Origin of the sequence: Rhodococcus sp. IEGM 1241, from assembly GCF_033142365.1 — a bacterium.
GTDB classification, from domain to species: Bacteria; Actinomycetota; Actinomycetes; order Mycobacteriales; family Mycobacteriaceae; genus Rhodococcus_F; species Rhodococcus_F erythropolis.
Genome location: NZ_JAWLSE010000001.1, coordinates 1,922,730 through 1,936,010, shown reverse-complemented (window position 1 = coordinate 1,936,010; position 13,281 = coordinate 1,922,730). Strand labels below are relative to the sequence as shown.

The window sequence follows — 13,281 nt, the reverse complement described above, 5'->3', positions numbered from 1 at the left end:
CTCCGTCCATGTCACTGACGGGTGGCCCACTCCGTCCATGTCACTGACGGGTGGCCCACTCCGTCCATGTCACTGACGGGTGTCCCACCAGGTTCGTGCCACTTCCGAGGCTGACGCCTTGCCGGTCCGCACCTGCTCGATCATTGCGGCGAGATCGGTGGTGGACAGTTCACCCGCAACGACGCTGAGCGCCTTGACAGCCGAATCTCCCAGTGCGCCCGCTCGAAAGAGCGGAACGACATTCTGCGCAGCCAGAACGTGATTCGAATCAGCGAGCACTGTGACGGCATCGGATTGTGCCAGCGCTGACAGCGTCGTGGTTCCGAATACCTGTGCACCGGGTACGTCTGCCGGCGTTGCCTGATCGACACCGGCGAAGACACACTCGGCGCCCTCGGCCAATTGTTCCACTGCCCCGTCCTCGACGAATCTCGCGGAGACGAGCGGCGTCGCCGCGGCGCACGAAGGAGCAAAGGCTTCTATCGTCTTCGCTCCCAACGACTGTGCGTATGCGGTGTCGAGTGCGAGGACCGCACGATCTTCGGCCATCGCATAGTCGGAGACCGAAAGACCCTCCGGCAGAGAGCGACTCAAGGCTTCGAAGACGTCGTCGGCCTTGCGGGCCCGGGATGACGGGTCGTAGTGATCGAGCAGCGCACCGGTGAACTCGGGCACCAAGGTGACTCGCGCTGCGTCCAGAGCCTCGAGTGATTGGGTTCTGCCTCCACCCACCGATTCGACGCGAGCCGACAGACCGGAGGATGAGAGGACCGTCGAATACACCTCGGCCAACACCGAACTCTCCACTGATGTGTCAGCAGCCACCACGATCTGGTCACGAGACTCCGCTCCGGCGCTCTCTACCACCGAATCACCGTTTGCGCATCCGCTGAGAATTGGCAGGACCATCAGTGCTGCAACAACAGTCGAATACTTCGTGCGTGTGCTCTTCACCGAAATCCTCACATCCAATCCCATGGATCGAAAACCGTGCCATGTCGGTACCTATCGTTACACTTGTCGGGCGATGCGCGGTAACCAGTCCTGACGCAGCCACTCGGTGGCGGCGCCGTCGAAGCCACTCGGGTGGCTTCGCCACAAGGGGATGGTTTCCGACGCCCGAAACACGGGACGCCCGAAAAACCGGAAGGACGCTCATGCGCACCTCACGATTTCGTTCCAACCGTTGGCTCGTAGCCGCGGCAACCGTTGTCTCTCTCACTGCACTGACAGCGTGCGGTAGCAGTGACGGTGACTCCAACAGCGATCCCAACGCGATCGTCGTCGGCTCCGCCAACTTCACCGAATCCGAGACGATCGCCAACATCTACGCCGAAGCACTGCGTGTCAACGGGTTCGATGTGTCCACGTCGTTCAACGTCGGCAGCCGTGAGGCGTACATTCCGGCGCTCAAGGACGGGTCGATCAGCGTCATTCCGGATTACACGGGAAATCTCCTGCAGTACTTGGATCCCGACAGCACGGCCACCAGCTCCGCTGACGTCCTCGCTGCTCTTCCCGCAGCTCTCGGGTCGGAATTGGCAATTGCGACGCCTGCATCCGCCGAGGACAAGGACGCCGTCGTCGTCACGAAGGAAACCGCTGACAAGTGGAACCTGAAGACGATCGCCGATCTGGCTCCGCATTCCGCCGAGGTCAAGTTCGGCGCTCCCGCCGAGTTCCAGGAACGTCCAGCCGGATTGCCCGGTTTGAAGTCCAATTACGGCCTCGACATCTCGGCAGCCAACTTCGTCCCGATCGCCGACGGCGGCGGACCGGCAACAGTGAAGGCTCTCTCGTCCGGGGACATTACCGCGGCAAACATCTTCACGACGTCTGCCTCCATCCCGGCAAACAACTTCGTGGTTCTCGAAGACCCGAAGAACAATTTCCCGGCTCAGAACGTGGTGCCGGTGCTGCGCGCGTCGAAGTCTTCCGACAAGTTGAAGACAGTCCTCGATGCGGTGTCCGCCAAGCTCACCACCGAAGAGTTGTTGGCACTCAACGTCCAGGTGTCCGGCGACACCAAGACGGAGCCGGCAGCGGCGGCCAAGGCGTGGGTGACGGCGCAGGGCCTCGACAAGCCGGTCTCGTAGTCACGTGATCACCTTCGAGGGCGTCACCAAGCAGTATCCGGACGGCACCACCGCCGTCGACCGTCTCGATCTCACCATCGAGGCCGAGTCGTTCACGGTGTTCGTGGGGCCGTCCGGGTGCGGCAAGACGACGTCGATGCGCATGATCAACCGGATGATCACACCGACGTCGGGCAAGATCTTCGTCGACGGTCGTGACATCGCCCAGACCGACGCGGTGAAGCTGCGTCTCGGCATCGGGTACGTCATCCAGAACGCCGGCTTGCTTCCGCACCGCACCGTGATCGACAACGTCGCAACGGTTCCGGTACTGCGCGGTGAGTCCCGCCGCGCAGCGCGCAAAGCCGCGTTGGGGGTACTCGAACGAGTCGGTCTGGACATCTCCCTTGCCACCCGCTATCCCGGGCAACTCTCGGGTGGGCAGCAACAACGTGTGGGAGTTGCGCGTGCATTGGCTGCCGATCCGCCGATCCTGTTGATGGACGAGCCGTTCAGCGCCGTCGACCCGGTGGTGCGTGAGGATTTGCAGACCGAAATGCTCCGTCTTCAAAGCGAACTGAAGAAGACGATCGTCTTTGTCACCCACGACATCGACGAGGCAGTCAAACTCGGTGATCACATTGCCGTCTTCGGTCCCGGCGGGCGGCTTCAGCAGGTTGCGGCGCCTCGCGACGTGTTGGCCGCACCGGCAACGGATTTTGTCGCCGGATTTGTCGGACGCGATCGCGGATATCGGGGATTGTCGTTCCGCGCTGCCGACGAGGTTCCGTTGCACCCCGTACGCACGGCCGTCGAGAACGAATTGAAGGCTCTGCGTCTCGAATTGGGCGAGTGGGTTCTCGTGGTCACGGACAGCGGAAGTCCGCAGGGATGGATCGACGTGACCGGCGTCGAAGGCCTGCGCTCGGGACGCACTCTCGCGCAGTCGACGTCGGCCGGTGGTTCGTTGTTCTCCCCCGGCGGTGATCTACGCCAAGCACTCGATGCGGCAATCTCGTCCCCTTCCGGTATCGGCGTTGCCGTCGACGGCGAGGGAGCGGTCATCGGCGGGATCCTCGGGTCCGAAGTCGTGGCGAAATTGGCAGATCAGCGTCGACGCGAGGACGAGGAACGCAACCGAGTCGCCTTCACCGAGGGATTCGGGGCGTAGCGGCATGCGCTGGCTCATCGACAATTTCTCGACGGTCGTGGACTACTCGAAGACCCATCTGTATCTGGCGCTGCTGCCCTTGTTGATCGGTCTCCTGATTGCCGTTCCGGTCGGAACAGCGATCCGCAACGTCAGATGGCTGCGCCGAATCACGTTAACCCTGGCGAGCATTGCGTTCACGATTCCGTCGCTCGCGCTGTTCGTCACCATCCCCCAACTGTTCGGACTCAAGACCCTTGATCCGCTCAACGTCGTGATCGCACTGAGCGTCTATGCGACAGCACTGCTCATCCGGGCCGTGCCCGAAGCACTCGATTCGGTGCCGGACAACGTCATCGACGCTTCCACCGCCGTCGGGTTCACACCGCTACGACGCGCCCTGACGGTCGAGTTGCCGTTGGCACTGCCGGTGATGATCGCGAACATCAGAGTTATTGCCGTTACCAATATTTCGCTGGTTTCGGTCGGATCGCTGATCGGAATCGGCGGGCTGGGAGTTCTGTTCAAACAGGGCTACGACCGCGACTACCCGGACCAGATCGTTGCCGGCATCATCGCGATTGTCGTGCTGGCCCTGGCGCTCGACCTGATCCTGTATCTGATCGGCCGATTCCTGACCCCGTGGACCAGAACATCGACCTCGTCGAAGGTCCCCGCCGTCGTGGCTGCCGAGGGGGAACCCGTATGAGCATCTTCACCGGAGCCTGGGACTTCATCGTCGATCCCGGAAATTGGAGCGGCGACACCGGAATCGGCACCCGCATCCTCCAGCACCTCTGGTACAGCGTTCTGGCCGTGGCGCTTTCGGCTGTGATCGCGGTGCCCATCGGATTACTCATCGGCCATCTGCGTCGCGGTGAGATCGTGGTCGTCAGTCTGGTCAACGCACTGCGGTCACTGCCCACTCTCGGCCTGCTCACCTTCCTTGTTCTTCTCATGGGCCTGGGAGTGATGCCGCCGATTCTCGCCCTCGTCATCCTTGGTATTCCCCCACTACTCGCCGGCACGTACGCCGGAATTGCCAGCGTCGACCGCGGCGTCGTCGAGGCCGCGCGGGCGATGGGTATGACCGAACTCCAAGTGCTCTTCCGCGTCGAGATACCCAATGCGCTGCCATTGATTCTCGGCGGACTGCGTAACGCGACACTGCAGGTGATTGCCACGGCAACGGTCGCCGCCTACGTCAACCTCGGCGGCCTCGGCCGGTACATCTTCGACGGTCTCGCGCTCTACAAGTACGACCGAGTGGTCGTCGGCGCAATTCTGGTCGCGGTTGTGGCTCTGGTCGTGGACGGCTTACTGGCGCTGGTGGTCTGGGCATCGGTTCCCGGGACCGGCAGGCTGCGCCGAACACCCGACCTCACTCGTCTGTAGATCGGTACACACGAAAAGCCCCGATCGGAACCTTGTGTGCGGGTCCCGATCGGGGCTTTCGTAGTCCCTCTTAGCTGGTCACGCCCTCAGCATGCGCTGCGGCCGCGACGGCTTCCGCTACTGCGGGTGCCACGCGAGGGTCGAGTGGGCTGGGGACGATTTTGTCCGCCGCCAACTCGTCGCCGACCACCGACAGGATTGCCTCGGCGGCAGCGAGCTTCATACCTTCGGTGATGCGACGGGCGCCGGCGTCGAGCGCGCCCTTGAACACACCGGGGAAGGCGAGAACATTGTTGATCTGGTTCGGGAAATCACTGCGACCCGTAGCCACGATCGCCGCGTACTTCGACGCGGTTTCGGGGTGAATCTCCGGGTCCGGGTTGGAGAGCGCGAACACGATCGACTCGGGAGCCATCGAAGCGATGAGCTCCTCGGGGATCTTGCCCGCCGAGACACCGAGGAACACGTCGGCACCTTCGAGAGCCTCGATGGCACCACCGTGCAGGTCGCGGGGATTGGTGCGGGCCGCGAGTTCTGCCTTCACGTCGTTGAGGTCGCTGCGCTCGCCCGAGATGATGCCCTTCGAGTCCAGCACGATGACGTCGCTGATTCCGGCGGCGAGCAGGATGTTCGCGCACGCAACACCCGCAGCACCGGCGCCGGAGATGACGACCTTGAGTGTGGTGATGTCGCGGCTCTGAACCTTCACGGCGCCCTTGAGGGCAGCGAGGACCACGATGGCGGTTCCGTGCTGATCGTCGTGCATGACGGGGCAGTCGAGGGCTTCGATGACGCGCTTCTCGATCTCGAAGCAACGCGGCGCCGAAATGTCCTCGAGGTTGACCGCGCCGAAGCTCGGGCGCAGACGGATGAGCGTCTCGACGATCTCGTCGGGATCCTTGGTGTCGAGAACCAGCGGAATGGAGTTCAGTCCGGCGAAGTTCTTGAACAGTGCCGACTTGCCCTCCATGACGGGCAGCGACGCGCGGGGGCCGATGTCGCCGAGTCCGAGAACCGCGGTGCCGTCGCTGACCACGACGACAAGTCGGTTGGTCCACGTGTAGCGATCGGCGAGGGTTTCGTCTGCAGCGATGGCGCGGCTCACCTGAGCAACACCCGGCGTGTAGGCGATCGAGAGGGCCCGCTGCGTATCGAGCGGCGCGGTGGTCTCGACCGAGAGCTTGCCACCGACGTGAGCGGCAAAGATTTCTTCGTCGGTCAACTCGACCTTGGGTACGTTGATGGCTTCAGTCACGAGGGACACGATGACACTCCTGATTAGTCCAGCCTCAAGCGGGGCTGGGTTACTGGGAAGTAATCCTTCGGACCGCTGCGAAACTACGTTCACAACGGTCAGAGATCATTTCTTCCGCGAACGACTACTGAGAAGAAGAGCATTCGGCGTGCGCGAGAAAGTGGGCCGCAATACATCCGAAGCGTCATGGTGTGGGGCGGGTGAGCCCTGGCGTATCCATGCAATCTAGGTTTCGGGAGAAATTCTGACGAAACCTGCACTTCGGGGCCGGGCTGTGGCGCCGCCTCGAAGTAACTCCAGTTTGCCACCAGAGTCGGATCACAATCAAATCCTCCAAGCGGTCGGATTCCTCACCACACTCGAACCCGAGCCGTCATTCCCACCCAGTCATCCCCACCACTGCGTCACCAACAACAGCCCCGCCACCACGAGCACGACCACCGATCCGGCAACCGCCGCGATACCCCGCCTGCGGTCGCACCAGATCTGCGCGGCCAAAGCAACCACCGAGGCCGCAATGTGCGCGGTGATCGACGTTGTTCCCGGACCCGGGAATCCGCGGTTGCCGCCCAGATATGCCGAACCGATGATGACGAGTGTCAAGACCACGATTCCGGCCGCCACGGTGCCGCTCAGGGCGCGTAGAGCGCGAACCAGCAGCCATTGTCGTTTGTCGGCGGGATAGTCGTAATCGTCTTCGTACTGATAGTCCTGATAATCCTGGTACCGGTAGTCGTCCTCGTACCTGTCGTCGTATGTCATCTCTTACGCTCCCGCGACGAATCCGCGGACTGATTCCGCAATGAGTTGAACTGCGATGGCGGCGAGCAAAAGACCGGCGATGCGTGCCAGCAGGCTGATGCCACCCTCACCCAGTATCCGGATCAGTGCCGTCGAGAAGCGCAGGACCACGAACAGCACGAGGTGGATGGACAGAATCGCCAACGCGATCGCCAGATACGACGCCGCTTCACCATCGGCCTGGGCGACAAAGACGATGACAGCCGCAATTGCACCGGGACCGGCCATCATCGGCGTTCCCAGAGGAACGAGTGCGACGTTGACGTCGTCGGCTCCCTGCGGACGGTTGGAGGCCTTCCCGGTCAGCAGTTCGAGTGCGATGAGAAGCAGCAGTAATCCGCCTGCGCCCTGCAACGCCGGAATGCCGATGTGAAGGTAGTTGAGTATCGCCTGACCGCCGATGGCAAAGACCGAGATGACCGCAAGGGAGACGGCGGGGGCCTGCCATGCCGCTCGGTTGCGATCTTCACGGCTCTTGCGGCCGACCAGTGACAAGAACACCGGGATGACTCCGGGCGGGTCCATGATCACGAACAGCGTGATGAACACGGTGAGGTAGAGCGTGGTGTCGAGCATCAGCGCCCAAGTACCTCCACGCCGGTGGCAGCCGAGACGAGTTTGTCGAACTCGGCCTCGTCCGTGAGCTCGTCGCCGAGTCCGATCGTCTTGTTCTCGCCGTGGTAGTCCGAGGATCCGGTGACTGCCAAGCCCAGGTCGACGGCCAGGCGGCGCAGGACGTCACGATCGTCGCTGCGATGGTCCGGGTGATCGACTTCGAGACCCCCGAGACCCAGATCGGCCAGATCACGGATGTGGTCGAGCGCAAGCAATCCGCCGCGCGAACGGGCACGTCCATGCGCAAGGACAGTTACTCCCCCGGCCGCTGCCACCAGTTCGACGGCGTACTCGAGCGGAGTGTCGTACTTGGGAACGTCGTATCGCCCTCGACTGGACAACAGGTCGGAGAAAGCCTCACTGATGCTCGACACCACTCCCGCTCGCATCAAGGCCGCTGCGACGTGCGGGCGTCCGACGGACGGACCGGCGTCAGCCAAGATCTGATCGGGATCGACGGGCAGACCGTCGCGCGCCATCATGGTCGTCATCACCCGGATACGTTCGACGCGTTCGGCGCGCAGTCGCTCACGTTCCTTGGCGAATTCGGGATGCGTCGGATCGAACAGGTACGCCAGAAGATGAACAGCGACCGGCCAACCACGCTCACCTCGACCTTCGCACGACATCTCCATCCCACGAACCAGGCTGACGCCGGCCGGCAAGGCGTGCGCCGCCTCGGCCCAGCCCGAAGTCGTGTCGTGATCGGTGATGGCGACGACGTCGAGTCCGGCGTCGGCTGCGGCGCGCATGAGGGCAGCCGGGGTATCGGTGCCGTCCGATGCGTTGGAGTGGGTGTGAAGGTCTATTCGCACTGTTCCAGTGTGTCAGCAATCGGCAACTTCATCGCGCTCCGGTGGGCGAGCCGGAAGCTGACGTACGATTACGCCGCAGCGGCAGCGCAATTCGATCACGTGTCGCTGCAGTGCCGTTCCCCTGCCGTTCCACTGCACTACAGACCGAGAAGGAGCGAGCGTGCCAACCATGCCGTCACTGCCGAATTGGTCGAACGGCAAATCGACGCAAGCCGATGCGCCCAAGATCCCCGTTCCGGCAGCCCGCGCGATCGTCGACTGCGCGGTCTACGTGGACGGCGTGCGGTTGCCGGGCAAGTACACGCACCGCGCCGCGTTGGCCGAGGTCCGTAGTCGAGACAACGCGTTCGTCTGGGTGGGCATGCATGCACCCGACGAAGGCCAGATGCAAGATGTCGCAGCAACTTTCGGACTCCACGAGTTGATGGTCGAGGATGCCGTCCATGCACACGAGCGCCCGAAACTCGAACGCTACGACGACGTCATGTTCCTGGTGCTGCGCACGGTCGTCTACGTACCGCACGAGTCCGTGGCGACGGCGAGCGAGATCGTCGAAACCGGCGAGATCATGGTGTTCGTCGGTCCCGACTTCGTGGTGACCGTCCGGCACGGGGATCACTCCGAACTGGCAAGCGTGCGCAAGTCACTCGAGCAGAATCCCGAGCGTCTCGCCATGGGCCCGTTCGCGGTGCTGCACGCGATCACCGACCACGTCGTCGACAGCTATCTCTCCGTCATTCAACTCGTCGAGCAGGACGTCGACAGCATGGAAGAGTTGGTGTTCAACCCGCGGAACACCGTTGCCGTCGAGCATATCTACCTGCTCAAACGTGAAATCGTCGAACTACGACGCTCGGTCACTCCACTCGGATTGCCACTGCTCCAGCTGACCCAGCCCGCGGGCGGCCTCGTCCCGAAGGAGATCCGGCGATACTTCCGTGACGTAAGGGATCACCACACGATCGTGGCCGAACGTATCTCGGAATACGACGAGGTGTTGAGCTCTCTGGTCGATGCCGCACTCGCGAAGATCGCGGTGCAACAGAACACCGACATGCGCAAGATCTCGGCTTGGGTCGCTATCGCCGCCGTGCCGACGGGCGTTGCCGGTATCTACGGAATGAACTTCGAGAACATGCCGGAACTCGGTTACAAGTACGGCTATCAGTCCATCCTGTTCCTCATCGCGTCGGTGTGTGTCGGCTTGTTCTTTCTCTTCCGTCGCAACAACTGGCTGTGAACCTCGCACGCTGACTCCCTGTACTTGCCACCGTCGCAGGCGGACAATGGATATGGGTACGCATTTTCATTCCGTTCCCGAAATTCATTTTGCGACAAGCAAATTCAGATCCAGGAGAGATGGAGGAACAACCATGCCTACAGTCGAGCAGTCTGTAGAGATCGCGTTGCCACCCAAGGACGTCTGGGAGTACATCGCCGTCGCCGAGAACTGGCCCAACTGGGAGAATTCGATGGTCGAGTGCAAACAGATCACCGACGGCCCGATGGGCGTGGGAAGCCGTTGGCACGGTGTCTCGAGAATCCTGGGCAAGCGTCTCGAGTGGACATCCGAATTCACCGAGTACGACCCACCGAGATCGTCGAAATCGACGTCCGTCGAAAGTCCGGTCAGCTTCTCGCAGACCACGACATGCGAAGAAGTCGGTGACGGCACTCGGGTCACCTACCGACTCGACAGCGAAAGCGGACTCGGCGGCGTATTCGGCAAGATGGCCGACCCGATCGTGACGAAAGCATTTTCACGGACCGTTCGGGTAAGTCTCGAGAACTTGGCGGACATCCTCGTGCACGCCGAATGATCTGACGGACAAAGCGCCGGCGCAGCTAGAGCGAGGCAGCGGAACGGTGCGGATCGCGAATGTCGATCCCCGCCTCGGTCCACGCTTCCCGCAGGGCCTCCGCGCCGCGCAGACGCACCCAGGCGGCTTCGGTACCGGTCAGGGGGACCACGCCAAGGAAGCGCACCGGATCGAACGGCTCCGGCAGCGTCAGGTCGGCGATCCCGCTGTCACCGAGAAGCACCGCCGTGAACGCAGTGTCCTTCCACAGCGGCTCGCCCAGGTCCAACAGTGCGTCCTCGAGCAGCACGACGCCTTCGACGGACGGCGCCGCAGCCAGCACCGCGAGCGTCCTGGCCACACCCGACGCGACACCCGTGCCACCGCGCAGGGTGAGCACCAACTCGGCGCGAGGACCGCGTGTGGGGTCTGCGACCAGTTCGTTGGGGTCGCCCATCGGATGACGCGAGCACCCCAGTGTGACGTAGCGGACCAGGCCGTCGGGTGATTCGAAACGCAGCACGTCCAGCGGTTCGACACCGAGGAACGTCACTGAGGCCGCGGTGGGGTCCGGCCCCTCGATGCTGCTGACGAGATGGGCCCGGACGGAAGATACGACGCTGTCTGACACTCGTCCATCTAAACACCGTGCCCGCGAGGTTCGCAGCGCAGATACCTCGCGGTGGCGGTAGCGTCGTCGAAATGGTCTCCGTTCTCGCTGTCAGCGACGAGACCGTCGAATTCCTGTGGAGCAGTCAAGTTCGTTCACTCGGAGTCGACGTGATCCTCGGCGCGGGCGACCTGCCGTTTGCGTATCTGGAGTACCTGTCTGACCAACTGAATGCGCCGTGCGTGTTCGTTCCCGGAAACCACGACGTCGATCTGTCCGGATATTCGAACAAGAGATCCGGTTGGATGCGGGCAGGTATGCCGGCGCAGTGGCCCGGCCCGACCGGCGCAGTCAACGCCGACGGACGCATCGTGACCGTCGCCGGTCTGCGGATCGCGGGCCTCGGTGGTTCCATCCGATACAACACGGGTCCCAATCAGTGGTCCGAGCGCCAGCAGAGCCGACGCGCCCGCTCGCTCACCTGGCGAAACGCCTGGCAATCGCGGCTTCCCGGCGGCCGGGCGGGCGTGGATGTGCTGCTCACCCACAGCCCCGCCCGCGGTGTCGGCGACGCCGAGGATCGGCCACATCGTGGGTTCGAATGCTTCACCCCCTTGATCCGCACCCTCGATCCGACGGTCATGATTCACGGACACATCCACCCGCACGGGCGAACACCTCTCGATCTGGAGGTAGGCCGGACTATCGTGCTCAATACCGTCGGCTTCACGCTGATGGAGTTTTCCCCAGGTACTCCGCCGACGATCGTGAGGCGCCGACATGGCTCGTGACACCGGATTTCCCACAGCCGACGCGGAAAACGACTTCGCTCGTCAGCGTCGACGCGCCGACGTTGCCCGTCTGGTCAGTTGGCTACGACGCGAACCGGACGACGTCAACGCGATCCTGCCGTTCGACGAGGTTGTCGCAGCGCTCGGCAAGGTTGGTGAGAAGTCTCTGGGTCTACAGGTCGTCACCATCGAATCGATAGTCGGAAGTGTCGACCGCACAGGTGATTTCGACAGGTACTTCCGTCCGACGTCCACTCATTCGCGCGCTCGTTGGGAGCGACTTGCGGTGGCGCAACGACGCGGCGAATCGGTGCCACCCGTTCAGTTGTACCGTGTCGGCTCCATGCATTTCGTGATCGACGGACACCACCGAGTGTCCATTGCGTGTGCGATGCACCAGAAGACAATCGACGCGTACGTCACCGAGATCATCACGCGCATCTCGCCGGAAGGCATCACTCAGCGCGCCGATCTGCTCATCAAGGACCATCGCCGACTCTTCCTCACTCGCGTTCCGCTGCAGGGCTCGCAACGCGAAGCTGTCCAGGTCACCGACCCGTGGGAGTACGCCGAACTCAGTGAGTGCGTGGAGGCGTGGGGTTTTCGGCTCATGCAGGAAAAGGGCGAGTTCCTCGGCCGAGACACGGTCGCCCGGCGCTGGTTCGGCGAGGAGTTTCTCCCCGTCGTGCGAATGCTGCGGGGCGCCGACATGTTGCCCGAGCACACCGACGCCGAGGCGTACTTGTGGATCGCCCGGGAGCGGTACCGACTGGTGCGGCGGCACATGTGGAATGACGAGATCGTGGCCGAACTACGCGATCGAGCACCGCGAAAGCACAAGCCCGCTACGTAGCGACAGCGAACCGCACCTCTCGGGTCGGGATCTTCGGGTGCATGAACTTCAGCAACGAACGCGCTTCTTTCTCGATGGACGCGAGCGCGGTCTTCGGTTGCTGCGCAAACAGAGTCGCGCTCAACTCGACGGTCTCCTTGGCCGGCGTCACCGTCGCGAATCCCACCACCTTTCCGCGCACCAGGATGGCGGGCTTGATGATGCCGTTGACGGTGAAGACGCGAGTTCGATACTGCTCGTCCATGATTCGCGAGCGGTCGGCGTGCGAGAGCAGGATGTTGTCGAACGGAGCAAGGATTCTGACCGGCGGTGTTCCGGAGGTCGGTCGTGGCGCATCCGGCAGGTCGAAAACCTCGGCCCCTTTCGCGTTGACAAAGGTGATCAGGCCGGGACGTAGCCTCTCGAAGACTTCGGCGAGTCTCGTAAGCCCCGACCACGCTTGCGCATCCTTCACGCTGGCGGGCCCGAAGGCAGCCAGATAGCGCAGCACCATCGCGTCGGGATCTGGAGTTGAACTCACCTCTGCGCCAAGCCAATTCTCCAAGGTCGTCAGTGCCGGCGCTCCGGATCGTCCCCACAGACCTCGCGGTGGGACCTGCACCATCGGCAGAAGCCCTCGAACTCCGTGCGCCAGTCCCTCGGCCGCGTGGCCGGGAAAGCGCTCTGCCAGTATCGGTCTCATCTGCATCTGAGTAAGCGGCCCGTCCGCTACCAGGTCACGCCCCGCCTGCGCCAGCGCGTCGAGATCCAACCCGGTGAGCGCCGCACGCTGAGTGCTGTTGGTGTGGAGGTCGCGTTCCATGATCGTCTGAACCGTGGCACGGAAGGGACCCGCATCGGCGGCCGAGAGAGCAAAGACCGTGCCCCGCATGGCAACCAGCCGCACCACCTGGCGCTTCTCGACAAGGGTGGAGAGGTCTTCTGCCGCAAAGTTCTTCAGCCGCGCCCACAGTGCCAGGTAGGGCGGATTCGGCGCCTGGGCCTGCAGACCTGCCAGGTGCTCGATCGCATCCAACGCGCTGACCTCGGCCCGCCGCAGCAGGAACTGCCGCGCCAGAGTCGCCAGGTTGAGCTCGCGATCGGTGATCAGTGCAGCCATCGACAACTCCTCAACGATCGTGG

At 63.0% G+C, this 13,281-nt stretch carries 15 protein-coding genes; 8 read left to right on the top strand and 7 right to left on the bottom strand.

The annotated features are described in order from the left end of the window. Positions 1–69 precede the first annotated feature (69 nt). A complete protein-coding gene (locus R4P70_RS09345) occupies positions 70–954 on the bottom strand; it encodes an ABC transporter substrate-binding protein (RefSeq protein WP_317830703.1) in 885 nt (294 codons plus the stop codon). A gap of 203 nt (positions 955–1,157) precedes the next feature. Between R4P70_RS09345 and R4P70_RS09340 the strand changes: the two genes are divergently transcribed. Genes R4P70_RS09340 through R4P70_RS09325 form a run of 4 tightly spaced genes read left to right on the top strand, consistent with a single transcriptional unit; the run spans position 1,158 to position 4,620 of the window. Continuing rightward, positions 1,158–2,096, top strand: coding sequence for an ABC transporter substrate-binding protein (locus R4P70_RS09340; protein WP_020970194.1), 939 nt, complete (start codon positions 1,158–1,160; stop codon positions 2,094–2,096). Positions 2,097–2,100: 4 nt separating this feature from the next. Beyond that, positions 2,101–3,246 carry an ABC transporter ATP-binding protein gene (locus R4P70_RS09335; RefSeq protein ID WP_020908449.1) on the top strand — a complete coding sequence of 382 codons (1,146 nt, stop codon included), beginning with the start codon at positions 2,101–2,103 and terminating at the stop codon, positions 3,244–3,246. Positions 3,247–3,250: 4 nt separating this feature from the next. Then, positions 3,251–3,934, top strand: coding sequence for an ABC transporter permease (locus tag R4P70_RS09330; RefSeq protein ID WP_019749338.1), 684 nt, complete (start codon positions 3,251–3,253; stop codon positions 3,932–3,934). Then, entirely contained in the window at positions 3,931–4,620 is a 690-nt protein-coding gene (locus R4P70_RS09325; protein ID WP_003945081.1) for an ABC transporter permease, read from the top strand. Before R4P70_RS09330 ends, R4P70_RS09325 begins: the two co-directional genes overlap by 4 nt. 70 nt (positions 4,621–4,690) lie before the next feature. Here the strand turns inward: R4P70_RS09325 and R4P70_RS09320 are convergent, their stop codons facing one another. From R4P70_RS09320 to R4P70_RS09305, 4 genes are all read right to left on the bottom strand, one after another. Next, positions 4,691–5,884, bottom strand: coding sequence for an NADP-dependent malic enzyme (locus R4P70_RS09320; protein WP_003945072.1), 1,194 nt, complete (start codon positions 5,882–5,884; stop codon positions 4,691–4,693). 378 nt (positions 5,885–6,262) lie between these two features. Further along, complete coding sequence (locus R4P70_RS09315) at positions 6,263–6,637, bottom strand: hypothetical protein (RefSeq protein WP_020908450.1); 375 nt, start codon at positions 6,635–6,637, stop codon at positions 6,263–6,265. A 3-nt stretch (positions 6,638–6,640) separates the two neighbouring features. After that, a complete protein-coding gene (locus R4P70_RS09310) occupies positions 6,641–7,255 on the bottom strand; it encodes a MarC family protein (protein ID WP_164490628.1) in 615 nt (204 codons plus the stop codon). Continuing rightward, positions 7,252–8,106 (bottom strand): PHP domain-containing protein, encoded by an 855-nt coding sequence (locus tag R4P70_RS09305; protein WP_020908451.1) that lies wholly within the window; start codon positions 8,104–8,106, stop codon positions 7,252–7,254. Before R4P70_RS09305 ends, R4P70_RS09310 begins: the two co-directional genes overlap by 4 nt. 169 nt (positions 8,107–8,275) lie before the next feature. Here R4P70_RS09305 and R4P70_RS09300 point away from each other — a divergent pair, with 169 nt between their 5' ends. Both R4P70_RS09300 and R4P70_RS09295 read left to right on the top strand, forming a co-directional pair. Continuing rightward, a complete protein-coding gene (locus tag R4P70_RS09300) occupies positions 8,276–9,346 on the top strand; it encodes a magnesium and cobalt transport protein CorA (protein WP_019749341.1) in 1,071 nt (356 codons plus the stop codon). 133 nt (positions 9,347–9,479) lie between these two features. Then, on the top strand, positions 9,480–9,926 hold the full coding sequence (locus R4P70_RS09295) for an SRPBCC family protein (RefSeq protein WP_007736117.1): 447 nt from the start codon (positions 9,480–9,482) through the stop codon (positions 9,924–9,926). 25 nt (positions 9,927–9,951) lie between these two features. Here R4P70_RS09295 and R4P70_RS09290 read toward each other — a convergent pair whose 3' ends face one another. Next, positions 9,952–10,536: a suppressor of fused domain protein gene (locus R4P70_RS09290; protein WP_019749342.1), complete on the bottom strand. Its 585-nt coding sequence runs from the start codon at positions 10,534–10,536 to the stop codon at positions 9,952–9,954. Positions 10,537–10,607: 71 nt separating this feature from the next. On the opposite strand from R4P70_RS09290, the gene R4P70_RS09285 reads away from it, so the two are divergent. Further along, a complete protein-coding gene (locus tag R4P70_RS09285) occupies positions 10,608–11,306 on the top strand; it encodes a metallophosphoesterase (protein WP_097388158.1) in 699 nt (232 codons plus the stop codon). Continuing rightward, the gene (locus tag R4P70_RS09280; RefSeq protein WP_003945080.1) at positions 11,296–12,159 is read left to right on the top strand and encodes a hypothetical protein; all 864 of its coding nucleotides are present in this window, start codon (positions 11,296–11,298) and stop codon (positions 12,157–12,159) included. Before R4P70_RS09285 ends, R4P70_RS09280 begins: the two co-directional genes overlap by 11 nt. On the opposite strand, the gene R4P70_RS09275 is transcribed toward R4P70_RS09280, so the two are convergent. Next, complete coding sequence (locus R4P70_RS09275) at positions 12,152–13,258, bottom strand: winged helix DNA-binding domain-containing protein (RefSeq protein WP_080910906.1); 1,107 nt, start codon at positions 13,256–13,258, stop codon at positions 12,152–12,154. The two genes, R4P70_RS09280 and R4P70_RS09275, sit on opposite strands and share 8 nt — an antisense overlap. Positions 13,259–13,281: the final 23 nt, after the last annotated feature.